The following is a 17,758-nucleotide window of genomic DNA, read 5'->3' as shown; positions in this document are numbered from 1 at the left end:
CGTTCCATTTTGTTAGAGGTATCAACATGTCCACTACCCTGTTCAGCCTGGCCTTTGGTGTCGGCACTCAAAACCGTCAAGGCGCATGGCTGGAAGTGTTTTATGCGCAGCCACTGCTCAACCCTTCAGCCGAACTGGTCGCGGCCATTGCCCCGATCCTGGACTACACCGACGGCAATCAGGCCATCGCCTTCAGCACGACGCAGGCTTCGCAACTGGCTGAAGCGCTCAAAGGCGTCGACGCAGCTCAGGCTGCCTTGCTGACCCGTCTGGCCGAGAGCCACAAGCCGCTGGTCGCCACGCTGTTGGCCGAAGACGCACAGCTGAGCTCCACGCCTGAGGCTTACCTCAAGCTGCACCTGCTGTCCCACCGTCTGGTCAAGCCGCACGGCCTGAACCTGGCCGGAATCTTCCCGCTGCTGCCGAACGTGGCCTGGACCAGCCAGGGTGCGATCGACCTGTCCGAACTGGCCGAGCATCAACTGGAAGCCCGCTTGCGCGGCGAGCTGCTGGAAGTGTTCTCGGTGGACAAGTTCCCGAAAATGACCGACTACGTGGTACCGGCCGGCGTGCGTATCGCTGACGCGGCACGTATTCGTCTGGGCGCCTACGTGGGCGAAGGCACCACCGTAATGCACGAAGGTTTCGTTAACTTCAACGCTGGCACCGAAGGCCCGGGCATGATCGAAGGCCGCGTGTCGGCTGGCGTGTTCGTCGGCAAGGGTTCGGACCTGGGCGGCGGCTGCTCGACCATGGGCACCCTGTCGGGCGGCGGCAACATCGTGATCAAGGTGGGCGAAGGCTGCCTGATCGGCGCCAATGCCGGTATCGGCATCCCGTTGGGCGATCGCAACACCGTTGAGTCGGGCCTGTACGTGACAGCCGGCACCAAGGTGGCGCTGCTCGACGAAAAGAATCAGCTGGTCAAAGTGGTCAAGGCCCGTGAACTGGCCGGTCAACCTGACCTGTTGTTCCGTCGCAATTCGGAAACCGGTGCCGTGGAGTGCAAAACCCACAAGTCGGCCATCGAACTGAACGAAGCGCTGCACGCTCACAACTAAGCAGAGCGTCAAACGATCACCTTGTAGGAGCGCCGCATCGCTCGCTCCTACAAGGTCAGGCGTACACCCGCCCATGTCACCAGGGCCGAACAACATGATGATTCCTTCTCCCTGGCGCGCCGATTTTCCGGCCATCGCCGCACTGCAACGGCAAGACCAGACCTATCTGGACAACGCCGCCACCACGCAAAAACCTCAAGCCCTGCTGGATGCCCTGGCGCATTACTACGCCAACGGCGCGGCCAACGTGCATCGGGCGCAACACTTGCCCGGCGCCCATGCCACCCAGGCGTTCGAGGACAGCCGCCGCAAAGTTGCACAATGGCTCAATGCCGGCGATTGCGGACAGATTATCTTTACCCACGGTGCGACTTCCGCGCTGAACCTCCTGGCCTATGGCCTGGAACACCTTTTCAATCCAGGCGATGAAATTGTCATCAGCGCTCTGGAGCATCACGCCAACCTGTTGCCGTGGCAGCAACTGGCCCACCGTCGCGACCTGAAACTGGTGATCCTGCCGCTGAATGTCGATGGTTTGATCGACCTGGATGTCGCCGCGCAATTGATCGGTCCGCGAACCCGTTTGCTGGCGGTCAGCCAGCTGTCCAACGTGCTGGGCGCCTGGCAACCGTTGCCCGCGCTGTTGGCGATGGCCAAGGCACACAACGCGCTGACCGTGGTCGATGGCGCTCAAGGCGTGGTTCATGGTCGGCACGACGTGCAGGCACTGGGCTGCGACTTCTACGTGTTTTCCAGCCACAAACTCTATGGCCCCGATGGCCTGGGCGTGCTGTTCGGGCGCAACGAAGCGCTGCTACAGCTGCGCCCCTGGCAGTTCGGCGGCGAAATGGTGCTGGACGCCAACTACCACGATGCTCGTTTTCGGTCCGCACCGCTGGGGTTCGAGGCCGGTACGCCGCCGATCGCCAGTGTGATCGGTCTGGGCGCAACGCTGGACTACCTGACCGGGCTGGATCAGGACGCCGTGTCCGCCCACGAAGCGGCGCTGCATGACTATCTGCTCAAAGGCCTGGAAGCGCGCAACGGCATTCGCCTGCTGGGCAAACCGCAGCTGGCGCTGGCCAGTTTTGTCGTCGAGGGTGTGCATAACTCTGATTTGGCGCATTTGCTGACCGAACAGGGCATCGCCGTGCGCGCCGGTCATCATTGCGCCATGCCGTTGCTCAAAAGCTTTGAACTGGCCGGGGCGATTCGGGTGTCGTTGGCGCTGTACAACAATTCCGAAGACCTTGAGCGCTTTTTCGAAGCACTGGATCAGGCCCTGGAGTTGTTGCGATGACCTTGCCCGTCGATGCCGTTACAGCGCTGGACACGTTTCAGCAGGCGGCGAGCTGGGAACAGCGGGCGCGACTGTTGATGCAGTGGGGCGACCGTCTGCCAGCGTTGAGCGATGTGGATAAAGTCGACGCCAACCGCGTGCATGGTTGTGAAAGCCAGGTCTGGCTGGTCGGCACGTTGCAGGACGGGCACTGGCAATTTAGCGCCAGCAGCGATGCGCGATTGATTCGCGGGTTGGTGGCGTTGCTGCTGGCGCGGGTCAACGGGTTGTCCGCAGTTGAGTTGCAACAGGTGGATTTGGCGGATTGGTTCAGTCAGCTGGGGCTGGGTCGCCAGTTGTCCCAGTCCCGTAGCAATGGCTTGAATGCGGTGTTGCAGCGGATGCGTGAGCTAGCGCACTGATCGTTCCCACGCTCTGCGTGGGAACGATCGAACCACAACCATTAAACCTGAGGTTTGATCCGATCCGCCGGACGCCGCACGCCCGCCACAATCTTATCCACAGCCTTGGTCGCCGCGACCATGCCAAACGTCGCCGTCACCATCATCACCGCGCCAAAGCCCCCGGCGCAGTCGAGCTTCACGCCGTCCCCGACAAAACTCTTCTGCAGGCAAATGCTGCCATCGGGTTTCGGGTAGCGCAGTTGCTCGGTGGAAAACACGCACGGCACGCTGTAGTGACGGGTCACGGTACGGGAGAAGCCGTAGTCGCGGCGCAATGTAGAGCGCACTTTCGACGCCAGCGGATCGTTGAACGTGCGATTCAGGTCGCAGACCTGGATCAGCGTCGGGTCGATCTGCCCGCCCGCGCCGCCGGTGGTGATGATCTGGATCTTGCGCCGCTTGCACCAGGCGATCAGCGCCGCCTTGGCGTTGACACTGTCGATGCAGTCGATCACGCAATCGATGTTCGGCGTGATGTACTCGGCCATGGTTTCGCGGGTGACGAAGTCCGCCACCGCATGCACCGTGCAGTCCGGGTTGATCCCGCGCAGGCGCTCGGCCATCACCTCGACCTTGGGCTTGCCAACGGTGCTGTCCAGCGCATGCAGCTGACGGTTGACGTTGCTGACGCAGACGTCGTCCAGGTCGAACAGCGATATCTCGCCCACGCCACACCGGGCAACCGCTTCCGCTGCCCAGGAGCCGACACCACCGACGCCGACGATCGCCACATGGGCCGCGCGCAAGCGCTCCATGCCTTCAATGCCATACAAGCGGGCAATACCAGCAAACCGCGGATCTTCTGTACTCATGACCATTACCCCAAAAACCGGCGCGCATTATAGGGCTGTCGGCGGTCAAGAGCACCTTTGGTGCTATGGACGACAGACTTGACGGCTTCAATTGACTACAAATTTATTGGAATTGGGCTACATCATCCCGGTCGAAGAACTTAAGTCGACCTGGATTGCCCAATGTCGGGCGTTTCCCTGTTCGCTGTACGGTCAGAGAACCTCCAGTGTAGGATGCGCGCCCCTGCCACCTGGCAGCCGGCCGCCAACCGTTCCTTCGTTCCACAGCCTTTGGAACCCGAAAAAGCTATGTCATCGCGTAAATTTGGACTCAACCTGGTAGTGGTTCTAGCAATCGCCGCCTTGTTCACCGGTTTCTGGGCGTTGGTCAATCGCCCGGTCACCGCCCCCAACTGGCCTGAACAGATCTCCGGCTTCTCGTACTCGCCGTTTCAACAAGGCCAGTACCCGCAGAAAGACCAGTATCCGACCGACGATGAAATGCGTCGCGACCTGGAGATCATGAGCAAGCTGACGGACAACATCCGGACCTACTCGGTCGACGGCACGCTGGAGGACATTCCCAAACTGGCGGAAGAGTTCGGCCTGCGGGTGACCCTGGGGATCTGGATCAGCCCGGACCAGGAACGCAACGAGCGCGAGATTCAGCGCGCCATCCAACTGGCCAACACCTCCCGCAGCGTGGTTCGCGTTGTGGTCGGTAACGAGGCGATCTTCCGCAAGGAAATCACCGCTGCCGAGTTGAGCGTGATCCTGGATCGTGTGCGCGCAGCCGTTAAGGTTCCGGTCACCACCTCCGAACAGTGGCACGTCTGGGAAGAACACCCGGAACTGGCCAAGCACGTCGACCTGATCGCAGCTCACGTCCTGCCCTACTGGGAGTTCATCCCTGTGGACAAGGCCGGCCAGTTCGTTCTCGACCGCGCCCGTGACCTGAAAAAGATGTTCCCGAAAAAACCGTTGCTGCTCTCCGAAGTCGGCTGGCCGAGCAACGGCCGCATGCGCGGTGGCGCCGATGCGTCGCCGGCAGACCAGGCGATTTACCTGCGCACGCTGGTTAACAAGCTCAACCGCCAGGGTTTCAACTACTTCGTGATCGAAGCGTTTGACCAACCGTGGAAGGCCAGTGACGAAGGCTCGGTGGGCGCATACTGGGGCGTGTTCAACGCCGCGCGTCAGCAGAAATTCAACTTCGAAGGCCCGGTTGTCGCGATCCCGCAATGGCGCGTACTGGCTATCGGCTCGGTAGTGCTGGCGCTGCTGTCCCTGACCCTGCTGATGATCGACGGTTCGGCCCTGCGTCAACGCGGCCGTACCTTCCTGACCTTTATCGCGTTCCTCTGCGGTTCGGTGCTGGTGTGGATCGGTTACGACTACAGCCAGCAATACAGCACCTGGTTCAGTCTGACGGTGGGTTTCCTGCTTGCCCTCGGTGCGCTCGGAGTGTTCATCGTTCTGCTGACTGAAGCCCATGAGCTCGCCGAAGCAGTCTGGACCCACAAACGCCGGCGTGAATTCCTGCCAGTGGTGGGCGATTCGGACTACCGACCGAAAGTGTCGATTCACGTACCGTGCTACAACGAGCCGCCGGAGATGGTCAAACAGACCCTCAACGCCCTGGCCAACCTCGACTATCCGGACTTCGAAGTCCTGATCATCGACAACAACACCAAGGACCCGGCCGTCTGGGAACCGGTGCGTGATTATTGCGAAACCCTCGGCCCGCGCTTCAAGTTCTTCCACGTCGCGCCATTGGCCGGTTTCAAGGGCGGCGCACTGAATTACCTGATTCCGCACACCGCCAAGGACGCCGAAGTGATTGCGGTGATCGACTCGGACTACTGCGTGCACCCGAATTGGCTCAAGCACATGGTGCCGCACTTCGCCGACCCGAAAATCGCCGTGGTGCAATCGCCACAGGATTACCGCGACCAGAACGAAAGCACCTTCAAGAAGCTCTGCTACGCCGAATACAAAGGCTTCTTCCATATCGGCATGGTCACCCGCAACGACCGCGACGCGATCATCCAGCACGGCACCATGACCATGACCCGTCGCTCGGTGCTCGAGGAACTGGGCTGGGCCGACTGGTGTATCTGTGAAGACGCCGAGCTGGGTCTGCGTGTATTCGAAAAAGGTCTGTCGGCAGCGTATTACCACGACAGCTACGGCAAAGGCCTGATGCCCGATACCTTTATCGACTTCAAGAAACAGCGTTTCCGCTGGGCCTATGGCGCGATCCAGATCATCAAGCGTCACACCGCCAGCCTGCTGCGCGGCAAGGACACCGAGCTGACCCGTGGCCAGCGTTACCACTTCCTCGCGGGCTGGTTGCCGTGGGTGGCGGACGGCATGAACATCTTCTTCACCATCGGCGCACTGTTGTGGTCGGCGGCGATGATCATCGTGCCGCAACGGGTCGATCCACCGCTGCTGATTTTCGCGATCCCGCCATTGGCGCTGTTCGTGTTCAAGGTGGGCAAGATCATCTTCCTGTACCGCCGTGCGGTCGGGGTCAACCTGAAAGACGCCTTCTGCGCCGCGTTGGCCGGGCTGGCGTTGTCGCACACCATCGCCAAAGCGGTGCTGTACGGCTTCTTCACCAGCAGCATTCCGTTCTTCCGCACACCGAAAAATGCCGATAACCACGGCTTCTGGGTGGCGATTTCGGAGGCTCGCGAAGAGCTGTTCATCATGCTGCTGCTGTGGGGCGCGGCGCTGGGGATCTTCCTGGTGCAGGGTATACCGAGCAACGACATGCGCTTCTGGGTGACCATGCTGCTGGTACAGTCGCTGCCGTACCTGGCGGCGCTGATCATGGCGTTCCTGTCGTCGCTGCCCAAACCTTCGGTAGAAGCTGCGCCGGTACCGGCGTAATCCGTTATTAGATAACGTCAAACGGCGGCCTTCGGGCCGCCGTTTTGCTTTAGAATGATCGCCTTTTTCAATGCCAACAAACTCGGTAGGAGCTGCTTCGGCAGCCCCTACATGTTTACCGTGCGCACCTCGGAGTTCTTACATGACGGCCCACGCCGACCTTTCGCCGACCCTTCAACTCGCCATCGACCTGATCCGTCGTCCATCCGTGACGCCGGTCGACGCCGATTGCCAGAAGCAGATGATGCAGCGCCTGGGCGATGCCGGTTTTATGCTGGAACCGATGCGCATCGAAGATGTGGATAACTTCTGGGCGACCCACGGCAAACATGACGGTCCGGTGCTGTGCTTCGCCGGTCACACCGACGTGGTGCCGACCGGTCCGGTGGCTGCCTGGCAGATCGATCCGTTCAACGCGGTGATCGACGAACACGGCATGCTCTGCGGCCGTGGCGCGGCAGACATGAAAGGCAGCCTTGCGTCCATGACCGTGGCAGCCGAGCGTTTCGTCGCCGACTATCCGGATCACAAGGGCAAGGTCGCGTTCCTGATCACCAGTGACGAAGAAGGCCCGGCGCACCATGGCACCAAGGCTGTGGTCGAGCGCCTTGCCGCCCGCAAGGAACGTCTGGACTGGTGCATCGTCGGCGAGCCGTCGAGCACGACCCTGGTGGGTGACGTGGTCAAGAACGGCCGTCGCGGCTCCCTCGGCGCCAAATTGACCGTGCGCGGTGTGCAGGGCCACGTGGCGTATCCGCACCTGGCGAAGAACCCGATCCACCTCGCCGCCCCGGCGCTGGCCGAACTTGCCGCCGAGCACTGGGACCACGGCAACGATTTCTTCCCGCCGACCAGTTTCCAGATCTCCAACGTCAATTCCGGCACCGGCGCGACCAACGTGATTCCGGGTGATCTGGTGGCGGTGTTCAACTTCCGCTTCTCCACCGAGTCCACCGTCGAAGGCCTGCAAAAGCGCGTCGCCGACATTCTCGACAAGCATGGCCTGGACTGGCACATCGACTGGGCGCTGTCCGGCCTGCCGTTCCTCACCGAGCCGGGCGCGCTGCTCGACGCGGTGTCGGCGAGCATCAAGGACATCACCGGTCGTGACACCAAAGCCTCCACCAGCGGCGGCACTTCAGATGGGCGCTTCATCGCGACCATGGGCACCCAAGTGGTTGAACTGGGCCCGGTCAACGCGACGATCCACCAGGTCAACGAGCGTGTACTGGCGGCCGACCTCGACGTGCTGACCGAAATCTACTACCAAACCCTGATCAAGTTGCTCGCCTGATGCTCGCCTGCCCGATCTGCAGCGAACCGCTGAACGCGGTGGACAACGGCGTGGCCTGTCCCGCCGGGCATCGTTTCGACCGCGCACGGCAGGGTTACCTGAACCTGCTGCCGGTGCAGCACAAGAACAGCCGTGACCCTGGGGATAACCAGGCGATGGTCGAAGCCCGTCGCGACTTTCTGAACGCCGGCCATTACGCGCCGGTGGCCAAGCGTCTGGCGGAACTGGCGGCCGGTTATGCGCCCCAGCGCTGGCTGGACATCGGTTGTGGCGAGGGTTATTACACCGCGCAAATCGCCGAAGCCTTGCCCAACGCCGATGGCTATGCCCTGGACATTTCCCGGGAAGCGGTCAAACGCGCCTGCAAACGCAACCCTGCGCTGACCTGGTTGATCGCCAGCATGGCGCGGGTGCCATTGGCCTCGGGCAGCTGCCAGTTTCTGGCCAGCGTGTTCAGCCCGCTGGACTGGGAAGAAGCCAAACGTCTGCTCAGCCCCGGTGGCGGCTTGATGAAAGTCGGGCCGACCAGCGGCCATCTGATGGAATTGCGTGAGCGGCTGTACGACGAAGTGCGCGAGTACACCGACGACAAGCACCTGGCGCTGGTGCCGGAAGGCATGGCGTTGCAACACAGCGAAACCCTGGAATTCAAACTGACGCTGGTCAATGGTCAGGATCGCGCGAACCTCTTGGCGATGACACCTCACGGCTGGCGCGCCAGTGCCGAACGCCGGACGGCGGTCATTGAACAAGTGGAACCGTTCGAGGTCACCGTTTCGATGCGCTACGATTATTTCGTTCTGCAGTAGTAGTTAGAGAACAACTTTAATTTTTGGTCTTGAGTAAAGGCTCAAGGCCGGCTAAATCCGCGAATGGATTTTTCAGACCCGCAGTGAGGACATCCATGCGCCAACCGGACATCGAGATTTACCTGAAAGACGCCGACGTCGATCACAAAGCCATCGCGGCCTGGCTCGGCGCGGCTCTAGGCCCGTGCACCGACTGGGTTCAGAAAGGCCAGACCTACAAGTGCAAGGCTGGTAGCGTGCCAGTGACCTGGCTGCCCAAAGCCGTCGGAAAATGGAACAGCCTGTACCTGGAAAGCGACCAGACCCCATGGGAAGACGACATCGCTTGCGCCCGCGCCGCATTTGCCGCACTGAACGTCGAAGTGCGTTGCGCGCCGGGTAGCTGGGTCGAGGAAGAAGGTGAGGAAACGGCAGATCGCTGGATTCGCATCAGCGTCGATGGCGAAGAAGAGATCACCTGGAAAACCGCGTAAAACGAAAAAGATCGCAGCCTTCGGCAGCTCTCCTACAGAGTTTTGTGTACCCCTGTAGGAGCTGCCGAAGGCTGCGATCTTTTGATCTTAAGGTTTACAGACCTACAACATCCTCAGCCTGCAACCCCTTCTGCCCTTCCACCACCGCATACTCAACCTGCTGACCTTCAGTCAGCGAGCGATGCCCTTCGCCGCGAATCGCGCGGTAGTGCACGAACACGTCCACCCCGTCCTGGCGCTGAATGAAGCCATAACCCTTGGCGTCGTTGAACCACTTCACGTTGCCGGTTTCGCGTGTTGCCATCTGTTCATACTCCTCTTTTATTATTGATCGGGCTTTTCGCAGGAAAGCCTCGGGAACATCGCTTGCACTGAAAGGTGCCACTGTCTGGCCAGTGCGGGCTCGCCGAGTATATGACAGGCGCAAAAACTCTCAACAGGAGTTTACTTCGCTGCTTTTTTGCCGATTTTCAGCGAATACGGCACACTATCGCCCGCCCGAGCAACTGCTCGGTTTTATTCACTCACGCAGAAGCCGTATGACCCGTTCCCCGTTCCGCCGTCTTGTGTTTGGCACCCTGCGCCGACTGCTGTACCTCTGGGTTCGCTCAGAGACGATCAACCAGTCGTCGTTCACCCTTAACCTCGACCGCAGCCGGCCGGTGTTCTACGTCCTGCAAAATCCTTCGTTGACCGACCTTGCCGTGGTCGATACCGAATGCAGCAAGGCCGGCCTTCCCCGTCCGGTATTGCCGGTAGCAGTGGGTGCGCTGGTGGAGCCCGCCGCGTTCTTTTACCTGACACCGGATCCCGACTGGCTCGGCCGTCAGGACAAACGCGGTGCGCCGCCAACCCTGACCCGTCTGGTCAGCGCCCTGAGCCAGAACGCCGCCGAAGACGCGCAGATCATCCCGGTCAGCGTGTTCTGGGGCCAGTCGCCAGACAGCGAGTCGAGCCCATGGAAGCTGCTGTTCGCCGACAGCTGGGCGGTCACCGGACGGTTGCGCCGGTTGCTGAGCATCATCGTACTGGGGCGCAAGACCCGGGTGCAGTTCTCGGCACCGATCCATCTGCGCGAACTGATCGAACACAACAAGGGCCACGAGCGCACGGTGCGCATGGCCCAGCGGATTCTGCGGGTGCACTTCCGCAATCTGAAAGCCGCGGTGATCGGCCCGGACATTTCCCACCGGCGCAACCTGGTCAAAGGCCTGCTCAACCAGCCGCTGGTCAAGCAAGCGATCCTCGACGAAGCCGAGCGCGAAAACATCTCCCCGGAAAAAGCCAAGGCCCAGGCCTTGCGCTACGGAAACGAAATCGCCTCCGACTACACCTACACCGCGATCCGCTTCATGGAAGTGGTGCTGAGCTGGTTCTGGAACAAGATCTACGACGGGATCAAGGTCAACAACATCGAAGGCGTGCAAAAGGTCGCCCCGGGTTACGAAGTGATCTACGTCCCCTGCCACCGTAGCCACATCGACTACCTGCTGCTGTCCTATCTGCTGTTCCGCAACGGCCTGACCCCGCCGCACATCGCCGCCGGGATCAACCTCAACATGCCGGGGATCGGCGGTCTGTTGCGTCGCGGCGGTGCGTTCTTCATGCGCCGCACGTTCAAGGGCAATCCGCTCTATACCTCGGTGTTCAACGAATACCTGCACACTCTGTTCACTAAAGGCTTCCCAGTCGAATACTTCGTCGAAGGCGGCCGTTCGCGCACCGGGCGCATGCTGCAACCGAAAACCGGGATGCTCGCGATCACGCTGCGCAGCTTCCTGCGTTCGTCGCGCATGCCGATCGTGTTCGTGCCGGTGTACATCGGTTACGAGCGCGTGCTGGAAGGCCGTACCTACCTCGGCGAATTGCGTGGCGCGAGCAAGAAGAAAGAATCGATCTTCGACATCTTCAAAGTCATCGGCGCGCTCAAACAGCGTTTCGGTCAGGTCGCGGTGAACTTCGGTGAGCCGATCAAACTGGCGGAGTTCCTCGACAGCGAACAGCCAGACTGGCGCCAACAGGCACACGGCCCGCAATTCAAACCGGCCTGGCTCAACGAAACCACCAACCGCCTCGGCGAGAAAGTCGCACAGCATCTGAACGAAGCGGCGGCGATCAACCCGGTGAATCTGGTAGCCCTGGCGTTGCTGTCCACCAGCCGCCTGGCCCTGGACGATCGCGCCATGGCGCGGGTGCTCGATTTGTATCTGGCGCTGTTGCGCAAGGTTCCCTACTCGCCGCACACCACCCTGCCGGACGGTGACGGCCGCGCACTGATCGAGCATGTGAAAGACATGGACCTGCTGTCTGAGCAGAACGATGCGCTGGGCAAAATTCTGTACCTGGACGAACAGAACGCCGTCCTGATGACCTACTATCGCAACAACGTGCTGCATATCTTCGCGTTGCCGTCGCTGCTGGCGAGTTTCTTCCAGAGCGCGTCGCGCATGAGCCGCGAGCAGATCCTGCGCTACACCCGTGCGCTGTACCCGTACTTGCAATCGGAGCTGTTCATTCGCTGGACACTGGACGAACTCGATGGCGTGATCGATCAGTGGCTCGAAGCCTTCGTCGAGCAAGGCCTGCTGCGTTTCGAGAAGGACGTGTACCTGCGTCCGGCGCCAAGTTCGCGACATTTCGTGTTGCTGACGCTGCTGTCGAAAAGCATCGCCCAGACCTTGCAACGCTTCTACATGACCGTTTCCCTGCTGCTCAACAGCGGCCAGAACAGCATCAGCGCCGAAGAACTGGAAGACCTGTGCACCGTCATGGCCCAGCGCCTGTCGATCCTCCACGGCCTGAATGCCCCGGAGTTTTTCGACAAGAGCCTGTTCCGGCACTTCATCCAGACGATGCTGGATCTCGACGTGCTGCGCCGCGACGAAGCCGGCAAACTGAGCTATCACGAACTGCTGGGTGAACTGGCCGAAGGCGCGGCCAAACGGGTATTGCCGGCGGAGATTCGTTTGTCGATCCGTCAGGTGGCATTGCATCGCAGTGAAGATGCGGCAGAAACCGATGTGATCACCCCTTAAAGGTAATAAACGGAAAGAACAAGGATGCTCTTTCCGTTTTACACACATCAAGACCGCCATACGCCCCAGAAAACTTTCGCCAAACAAATACCCATATACAACTCTGTACCGTCAAGCACTAAACAACGGTGTTAGCCTTAATGACACGCAGCAACACCTCAACAAGGAAGTTAAAATGACCAAGAAAATAGAAATCCAATACGATCTAAAATATGTACCCTATAAAATCGAAAAGCATTTCGCTCTGGAGGAATATCTCTACGAAGTTGCCAGCGACTCGGAAGAAAACCTTATCAGCACATCCTTTGAAGAGAGCCTCGAAGAGGGTGTATCCGTCAGCGGCCTTGAACTAAATCAAGACCCCGAAGATGCGCAAAAAACTTATCGCGTTGTTATGAACATTTGGCAACCTGGCCACAACCAACCAGACGATGGAAGGTATCTGAATCGCACAGATGATCCTGACGCAACCCTAATGGTAAAAGCCGATCATTACTTTACCGTCGACCTGCAAAATAGTGACACGCATCGTGAAGTTGTCTTTCCAGTAGCGTTCTTCATCGTGTAATCACTGGACAGCGAGCAAACACAACCGAGAATCCAGCGTAAAATTCCGTTAAATTGGTTTTGGCACCAGCATCTTCTGGTGCCTTCGCTACGGAGTTCGACAATGAAGAGACTGTCCATTCTCGCCGTCGCAGCGCTGCTGGGCGCCTGTCAGTCACCGCAGCCGACCGCCAACGCCAGCCTCGACGGAGAAGTGTTCTATCTGCAACGCCTCGCTCTGCCACCGAGCGCGACCTTGGGCGTCAGCTTGCAAGATGTGTCTCTGGCCGACGCACCAGCGGTAGTGCTCGACGAACAGAAAGGCCCGGTCAAAAGCCAGGTGCCGCTGCCGTTTCATCTGAGTTTCGATCCGGCCCAGATTAAACCCGGCCATCGCTATTCCGTCAGCGCGCGCATAGAAATAAATGGCAAACTGATGTTCATCACCACTGAACATCACGCCGTGCAACTTGATGGCAGCGATCCGCAGCCCCTGAAAATCCGTGTGGACGCGGTCCGTTAATTCACTTTTCTGAACCTTCTTTTCTGAACCTTTTTTTCTGAACAAGGAAGCCACCATGCTCCGCCCTACCCTTCGCTTCGCCGGCCTGTGCGCAGGCTTGATGATTTGCGCCAACGCCCTGGCACTGTCACTCAGTGACCTGTCGCAACAAGACGCCACCGGAGGGCTCAAGGACGCCCTGACCCAAGGCGCGCAGCTGGCCGTTAAACAACTGGGCACACCCGGCGGCTTCAGCAACAACCCGGACGTGAAAATCGAACTGCCGGGGAAACTGGGCAAGGTCGCCAAGAAAATGAAACAGTTCGGCATGGGCGATCAGGTCGATCAACTGGAAACCAGCATGAACAAGGCAGCTGAAGCGGCGGTAACGCAGGCTCAGCCGATTCTGGTGGATGCGGTGAAGAAGATGACCGTGGAAGATGCCAAGGGGATTCTCAGCGGCGGCCAGGATTCGGCCACTCAGTACCTTAGCAAAACCAGCCGCGAACAGATCCGCACCAAGTTCTTGCCGATCGTCAAGCAAGCCACCGACCAAGTGGGCTTGGCTCAGCAATACAACGCGTTCGCCGGGCAAGCCGCGACGCTGGGTGTACTGGATGCGAAAAACGCCAACATCGAAAGCTACGTCACCGAGCAGGCGTTGAACGGGTTGTTCGAGATGATTGGCAAACAGGAAGAAACCATTCGCAAGAACCCTGCGGCAGCGGCGACCAGTTTGGCAAAGAAAGTCTTCGGCACGTTGTAATTTTTCAAACGCAACTCATTACACAAAGCCCGCTGATCTGCACAGGTTCAGCGGGCTTTTTAGTTTGCTATGCTGCGGCACCAGATGATCCAGCCCCCTCAAAACTCTCGACTTGCGGCGACTATTTTATATCCAAAAAAACAGTAACCACAGAAAAAACAGTCTAAAAAACTGTCAACTCTGACAGTTCATTTCTCTCCGCCTACTGGGCATGCTGACTGCGAGTGACATTCATCCCGACACTATCCCTCTCTACAACTAAAAGGTTTGGAAATGACTCCGTCCACCATTACCAGCGCAACAACTGGCACTTTTACCGCAACTATCGATGGCAGCGACTTCATTGCGGCCCGCGTCAATATCTATTCAGATGCAGATGACATTCATCATTTCAGTGGCTCGATGGGTAGCGAGTTACCTAATGATGATTTCCAGTCCATTTACATAACCACTAAAAAGGATGTGGAAAACGGATCACATACTTATCCCAAGGGGATTGATACCCTGGTCTGTATCACCAAAAAAGGCCAAATTACCGACAAGGCGAAAATCTCTGAGGGCACCTGCACCGTGGATTTCGATAAGGCCACTCAGCACTTCAAAATGTCTTTTGATGTAAAGGCCGACTACCCTCCTAACCTTCGATTGCACATTGAAGGGAGTTTTGACCTCACTTCGAGTTAGCGATCAGACGTGTGCAACAGGTAAATCGTTGGCATAGCGTCCGGGATTCATAGAAGAATCCTTTGCCGAGCCAACGATTTCACCTGAGACTCAGCCCCTCGTCACAATTTGTCTCATCTTCAGTTATGCTCGCCGTTCGTCGTGAACGCCGGAGCCGCTGATCTTATGTCCCCCACTCGCCTGTTTGTCCCCCTCGCCCTTGCTCTGCTGAGTGCTTGCGCCTCGCAACCGAAACAGAACCTGACCGTGGAAAAACAAAGCGAATGCCCGGCGAAACTGCACAACGGGCAAACCCTGATCCTGACGCTGCCGAGCAACCCGACCACGGGTTACCGCTGGGCGATCCAGGATTCGGCCGGTGGTGTGTTGCGCGCGCTCAGCCCCGAGGTTTACAGCAACCCGGAAGACGCCGGGATCGTCGGCAGTGCTGGCGTCTCGACCTGGCGTTTCCAGGCCTTCGCCACCGGCACTGGCCGCCTGCGGCTGACTTACTCACAACCGTGGGCACCGGAAGTACCGGCGGTGCAAACCTTCGACTGCGCCATCGCGGTTAACTGATCGTGGGCTGGCTGATTCTGGCGCTGATGGGCGCGGTGACCTTTGTGTATGGCCTGAGCGTGCATGCCGCGCTGCTCTGCCTGCTGGTCAAACCGATGCCTGTGCTGGCGCTGCTCGGCTGGTTGCACGATGCACCGCCCAGCGAGTATCGGCGCTGGATCAGCCTGGGTTTGATTTTCTCCTTGGTCGGCGATGTGTTGCTGGCATGGCCACAAGACTTGTTCGTGTTTGGACTTGGAGCATTTTTGCTCGCGCATCTGGCGTATCTGAAGGCTTACTTGAGCGATTGCCGGCGTCTGGCTGTGTTGCCGCTGATCCTCGCCTTCGGCGTGGGTGCCGTGCTGCTGGGGATTCTGATTTCCAATGGCTTGGGGCCGCTGCTGGTCCCAGTGATCGTCTACGGCCTGGCCATCAGCGCCATGCTCTGGCGCGCCCTGGCCCGACTCGGCACCGATGTACCCAAACGCTCGGCGCTGCTGGCTGCGGCGGGCGCGGTGGCGTTTGTGTGTTCTGACAGCGTGATTGGCATTAACCGGTTTGTGATGCCATTTCATGCCGCGCCTTACGTGATCATCCTGAGTTACTGGCTGGGGCAATGGGGGATTGCGGCGTCGGCGTTCACCCAGGAACCGCGCTGAATCCTGTGGCGAGGGAGCTTGCTCCCGCGGGGCTGCGAAGCAGCCCCAACCCAGGCGACACCAACTTCCCAGACAAAACCCACTTACCGGATGACGACTGCTGCGCAGCCGAGCGCGAGCAAGCTCCCTCGCCACAACAGCATGTCTCTGCATTAACCGAGGTTAGTCCGGCGGTTTATCAGCAAACCCGCGCATCCCCGCGCCAAGTTGGCTAAAATGCCGGCCTTTTCCACCTACACCGCTGGAACCGCCGTGAGCAAAGAATCCGATCGCCTTTTCGCCCAGCCTTTGGCCCAGGTGCCTGACTTCGCCTTTAACGAGGACGTGGTGCGGGTGTTCCCGGACATGATCAAGCGCTCGGTGCCGGGTTATCCGACCATCGTTGAAAACCTCGGCGTGCTCGCCGCGCAATTCGCTCAGCCAAACAGCGTGCTCTACGATTTGGGCTCGTCGCTGGGTGCCGTGACCCAGGCCTTGCGCCGCCACGTGCGCACCGACGGCTGCCGCGTCATCGCTGTGGATAACTCCGCGGCCATGGTCGAGCGTTGCCGCGAATACCTCAACGGCCAGGACTCGATGTTCCAGGAGTTGCTGCCGGTGGAAGTGATCGAAGGCGACATCCTTGCCCTGGAATTTCAGCCGGCCTCGGTGGTGGCGCTGAACTTCACCCTGCAATTCATCGCCCCGGACCAGCGCACCGCGCTGCTCGCGCGCATCCGCCAATCGCTGTTGCCCGGTGGCGCGCTGATTCTCTCGGAGAAGCTGCGCTTCAATGACCCCGAAGAACACGCGCTGCTCACTGACCTGCACGTGGCCTTCAAACGCGCCAACGGCTACAGCGAACTGGAAATCGCCCAGAAGCGCAGCGCCATCGAAAATGTCATGAAGCCCGACAGCCTCGAAGAACATCGCGAACGCCTGTTGGCCGCCGGTTTCTCGAAAGTCGTGCCGTGGTTCCAGTGTCTTAATTTTGCCTCGTTGATTGCCTTGCCATGATTGATTTGTCCCCCCTCGCCCGCCGTCTGGCCGGTACTCCGCTGGCCGAATGGGCCAACACCCTGCAAGTGCAACTCGACAAGAAAATGGAAAAAGGTCACGGCGATCTGGAGCGCTGGCAGAGCGCTCTGGATGCGTTGCCGAAGATCCAGCCGAGCGAAGTCGACTTGTTGAACGGCCTTAAGCTGGACACCGATTGCGACGATGAAACCCGCGCGCAAATGCGCACCGCGCTGATGGGCTTGTCACCTTGGCGCAAAGGGCCGTTTGACCTGTTCGGCGTGCATGTCGACACCGAATGGCGCTCGGACTGGAAGTGGTCCCGGGTGTCTCCACATTTGGACCTGAAGGGCAAACGCATCCTCGATGTCGGCTGCGGCAACGGCTATTACATGTGGCGTATGCTCGGCGCCGGGGCCGACAGCGTAATTGGTGTCGATCCGAACTGGCTGTTCTTCTGCCAGTTCCAGGCCGTACAGCGTTACCTGTCCGAGCCCAATGCCTGGCACCTGCCCTTCCCTTTCGAAGACCTGCCGCCGAATCTGGAAGGGTTCGACACCGTGTTTTCCATGGGCGTGTTTTACCACCGTCGTTCGCCGATCGAGCATTTGCTGGCGCTGAAGGATTGCCTAGTCAAGGGCGGTGAACTGGTGCTGGAGACGCTGGTGATCGAAGGCGATCAACAACAGGTATTGGTGCCGGAAGACCGTTACGCACAGATGCGCAATGTCTGGTTCCTGCCGTCGGTGCCGGCGCTGGAGCTGTGGCTGCGTCGCGCCGGGTTCAGCGATGTGCGTTGCGTGGATGTGAGCATGACCACGGTCGAGGAACAACGCGGGACGGAATGGATGAAGTATCAGTCGTTGAGCGATTTCCTTGATCCGGATGATCACAGCAAAACGATCGAAGGGCTGCCGGCGCCGATGCGTGCGGTGATTGTTGCCCGCAAGTAAAAGCTTCGCGG

Annotated in this window: 18 protein-coding genes; 16 read left to right on the top strand and 2 right to left on the bottom strand. The window is 59.5% G+C overall.

Annotated features, from left to right (window positions below; genetic code table 11):
- Nucleotides 1–26: 26 nt before the first annotated feature.
- From dapD to ACEN8R_RS01145, 3 genes are all read left to right on the top strand, one after another.
- Entirely contained in the window at nucleotides 27–1,061 is a 1,035-nt protein-coding gene (dapD, locus tag ACEN8R_RS01155) for a 2,3,4,5-tetrahydropyridine-2,6-dicarboxylate N-succinyltransferase (RefSeq protein ID WP_258612640.1), read from the top strand.
- 94 nt (nucleotides 1,062–1,155) lie between these two features.
- A complete protein-coding gene (locus ACEN8R_RS01150) occupies nucleotides 1,156–2,361 on the top strand; it encodes an aminotransferase class V-fold PLP-dependent enzyme (RefSeq protein WP_477746519.1) in 1,206 nt (401 codons plus the stop codon).
- Nucleotides 2,358–2,762, top strand: a complete 405-nt coding sequence (locus ACEN8R_RS01145) for a SufE family protein (protein WP_111454282.1) — start codon at nucleotides 2,358–2,360, stop codon at nucleotides 2,760–2,762. The genes ACEN8R_RS01150 and ACEN8R_RS01145 overlap by 4 nt, the downstream gene beginning before the upstream one ends.
- A gap of 41 nt (nucleotides 2,763–2,803) precedes the next feature.
- Here ACEN8R_RS01145 and tcdA read toward each other — a convergent pair whose 3' ends face one another.
- Nucleotides 2,804–3,616, bottom strand: coding sequence for a tRNA cyclic N6-threonylcarbamoyladenosine(37) synthase TcdA (gene tcdA, locus ACEN8R_RS01140; RefSeq protein WP_370741112.1), 813 nt, complete (start codon nucleotides 3,614–3,616; stop codon nucleotides 2,804–2,806).
- Nucleotides 3,617–3,904: 288 nt separating this feature from the next.
- On the opposite strand from tcdA, the gene ACEN8R_RS01135 reads away from it, so the two are divergent.
- The 4 genes from ACEN8R_RS01135 (at nucleotide 3,905) to ACEN8R_RS01120 (ending at nucleotide 9,069) form a co-directional block, all read left to right on the top strand.
- Nucleotides 3,905–6,493 (top strand): glycosyltransferase, encoded by a 2,589-nt coding sequence (locus ACEN8R_RS01135; RefSeq protein ID WP_026286491.1) that lies wholly within the window; start codon nucleotides 3,905–3,907, stop codon nucleotides 6,491–6,493.
- 142 nt (nucleotides 6,494–6,635) lie between these two features.
- Entirely contained in the window at nucleotides 6,636–7,787 is a 1,152-nt protein-coding gene (gene dapE / locus ACEN8R_RS01130; protein WP_028939204.1) for a succinyl-diaminopimelate desuccinylase, read from the top strand.
- The gene (locus ACEN8R_RS01125; protein WP_018927030.1) at nucleotides 7,787–8,596 is read left to right on the top strand and encodes a putative RNA methyltransferase; all 810 of its coding nucleotides are present in this window, start codon (nucleotides 7,787–7,789) and stop codon (nucleotides 8,594–8,596) included. Before dapE ends, ACEN8R_RS01125 begins: the two co-directional genes overlap by 1 nt.
- Before the next feature lie 95 nt (nucleotides 8,597–8,691).
- On the top strand, nucleotides 8,692–9,069 hold the full coding sequence (locus ACEN8R_RS01120) for a hypothetical protein (RefSeq protein ID WP_018927031.1): 378 nt from the start codon (nucleotides 8,692–8,694) through the stop codon (nucleotides 9,067–9,069).
- A 94-nt stretch (nucleotides 9,070–9,163) separates the two neighbouring features.
- Here the strand turns inward: ACEN8R_RS01120 and ACEN8R_RS01115 are convergent, their stop codons facing one another.
- Nucleotides 9,164–9,373, bottom strand: a complete 210-nt coding sequence (locus ACEN8R_RS01115; protein WP_007940478.1) for a cold shock domain-containing protein — start codon at nucleotides 9,371–9,373, stop codon at nucleotides 9,164–9,166.
- A gap of 235 nt (nucleotides 9,374–9,608) precedes the next feature.
- Between ACEN8R_RS01115 and plsB the strand changes: the two genes are divergently transcribed.
- The 9 genes from plsB to cmoB all read left to right on the top strand — a co-directional run bounded on the left by plsB (nucleotide 9,609) and on the right by cmoB (nucleotide 17,747).
- Nucleotides 9,609–12,104: a glycerol-3-phosphate 1-O-acyltransferase PlsB gene (gene plsB / locus ACEN8R_RS01110; RefSeq protein WP_018927032.1), complete on the top strand. Its 2,496-nt coding sequence runs from the start codon at nucleotides 9,609–9,611 to the stop codon at nucleotides 12,102–12,104.
- Nucleotides 12,105–12,279: 175 nt separating this feature from the next.
- Entirely contained in the window at nucleotides 12,280–12,672 is a 393-nt protein-coding gene (locus tag ACEN8R_RS01105; RefSeq protein ID WP_018927033.1) for a hypothetical protein, read from the top strand.
- 102 nt (nucleotides 12,673–12,774) lie between these two features.
- Nucleotides 12,775–13,173: a YbaY family lipoprotein gene (locus ACEN8R_RS01100; protein WP_018927034.1), complete on the top strand. Its 399-nt coding sequence runs from the start codon at nucleotides 12,775–12,777 to the stop codon at nucleotides 13,171–13,173.
- Nucleotides 13,174–13,228: 55 nt separating this feature from the next.
- Nucleotides 13,229–13,918: a DUF4197 domain-containing protein gene (locus ACEN8R_RS01095; protein WP_007940472.1), complete on the top strand. Its 690-nt coding sequence runs from the start codon at nucleotides 13,229–13,231 to the stop codon at nucleotides 13,916–13,918.
- Between the two features lie 273 nt (nucleotides 13,919–14,191).
- The gene (locus ACEN8R_RS01090; RefSeq protein ID WP_018927035.1) at nucleotides 14,192–14,602 is read left to right on the top strand and encodes a hypothetical protein; all 411 of its coding nucleotides are present in this window, start codon (nucleotides 14,192–14,194) and stop codon (nucleotides 14,600–14,602) included.
- Between the two features lie 165 nt (nucleotides 14,603–14,767).
- Nucleotides 14,768–15,160: a protease inhibitor I42 family protein gene (locus ACEN8R_RS01085; protein WP_018927036.1), complete on the top strand. Its 393-nt coding sequence runs from the start codon at nucleotides 14,768–14,770 to the stop codon at nucleotides 15,158–15,160.
- A gap of 2 nt (nucleotides 15,161–15,162) precedes the next feature.
- On the top strand, nucleotides 15,163–15,798 hold the full coding sequence (locus ACEN8R_RS01080; RefSeq protein WP_018927037.1) for a lysoplasmalogenase: 636 nt from the start codon (nucleotides 15,163–15,165) through the stop codon (nucleotides 15,796–15,798).
- A gap of 216 nt (nucleotides 15,799–16,014) precedes the next feature.
- On the top strand, nucleotides 16,015–16,794 hold the full coding sequence (gene cmoA / locus ACEN8R_RS01075; protein WP_018927038.1) for a carboxy-S-adenosyl-L-methionine synthase CmoA: 780 nt from the start codon (nucleotides 16,015–16,017) through the stop codon (nucleotides 16,792–16,794).
- Nucleotides 16,791–17,747: a tRNA 5-methoxyuridine(34)/uridine 5-oxyacetic acid(34) synthase CmoB gene (gene cmoB / locus ACEN8R_RS01070; protein ID WP_018927039.1), complete on the top strand. Its 957-nt coding sequence runs from the start codon at nucleotides 16,791–16,793 to the stop codon at nucleotides 17,745–17,747. Before cmoA ends, cmoB begins: the two co-directional genes overlap by 4 nt.
- The last annotated feature ends 11 nt before the right edge of the window (nucleotides 17,748–17,758 follow it).

It is taken from the genome of Pseudomonas sp. Pseusp15 (assembly GCF_059492165.1).
This window is presented reverse-complemented; position numbering and strand designations above follow the sequence as displayed.

Bases quoted from the DNA above. Each gene is read 5' to 3' on its own strand.
- dapD (WP_258612640.1), top strand. From the start codon at position 27: ATGTCCACTACCCTGTTCAGCCTGGCCTTTGGTGTCGGCACTCAAAAC.
- ACEN8R_RS01150 (WP_477746519.1), top strand. From the start codon at position 1,156: ATGATGATTCCTTCTCCCTGGCGCGCCGATTTTCCGGCCATCGCCGCA.
- ACEN8R_RS01145 (WP_111454282.1), top strand. From the start codon at position 2,358: ATGACCTTGCCCGTCGATGCCGTTACAGCGCTGGACACGTTTCAGCAG.
- tcdA (WP_370741112.1), bottom strand. From the start codon at position 3,616: ATGAGTACAGAAGATCCGCGGTTTGCTGGTATTGCCCGCTTGTATGGC.
- ACEN8R_RS01135 (WP_026286491.1), top strand. From the start codon at position 3,905: ATGTCATCGCGTAAATTTGGACTCAACCTGGTAGTGGTTCTAGCAATC.
- dapE (WP_028939204.1), top strand. From the start codon at position 6,636: ATGACGGCCCACGCCGACCTTTCGCCGACCCTTCAACTCGCCATCGAC.
- ACEN8R_RS01125 (WP_018927030.1), top strand. From the start codon at position 7,787: ATGCTCGCCTGCCCGATCTGCAGCGAACCGCTGAACGCGGTGGACAAC.
- ACEN8R_RS01120 (WP_018927031.1), top strand. From the start codon at position 8,692: ATGCGCCAACCGGACATCGAGATTTACCTGAAAGACGCCGACGTCGAT.
- ACEN8R_RS01115 (WP_007940478.1), bottom strand. From the start codon at position 9,373: ATGGCAACACGCGAAACCGGCAACGTGAAGTGGTTCAACGACGCCAAG.
- plsB (WP_018927032.1), top strand. From the start codon at position 9,609: ATGACCCGTTCCCCGTTCCGCCGTCTTGTGTTTGGCACCCTGCGCCGA.
- ACEN8R_RS01105 (WP_018927033.1), top strand. From the start codon at position 12,280: ATGACCAAGAAAATAGAAATCCAATACGATCTAAAATATGTACCCTAT.
- ACEN8R_RS01100 (WP_018927034.1), top strand. From the start codon at position 12,775: ATGAAGAGACTGTCCATTCTCGCCGTCGCAGCGCTGCTGGGCGCCTGT.
- ACEN8R_RS01095 (WP_007940472.1), top strand. From the start codon at position 13,229: ATGCTCCGCCCTACCCTTCGCTTCGCCGGCCTGTGCGCAGGCTTGATG.
- ACEN8R_RS01090 (WP_018927035.1), top strand. From the start codon at position 14,192: ATGACTCCGTCCACCATTACCAGCGCAACAACTGGCACTTTTACCGCA.
- ACEN8R_RS01085 (WP_018927036.1), top strand. From the start codon at position 14,768: ATGTCCCCCACTCGCCTGTTTGTCCCCCTCGCCCTTGCTCTGCTGAGT.
- cmoA (WP_018927038.1), top strand. From the start codon at position 16,015: ATGCCGGCCTTTTCCACCTACACCGCTGGAACCGCCGTGAGCAAAGAA.
- cmoB (WP_018927039.1), top strand. From the start codon at position 16,791: ATGATTGATTTGTCCCCCCTCGCCCGCCGTCTGGCCGGTACTCCGCTG.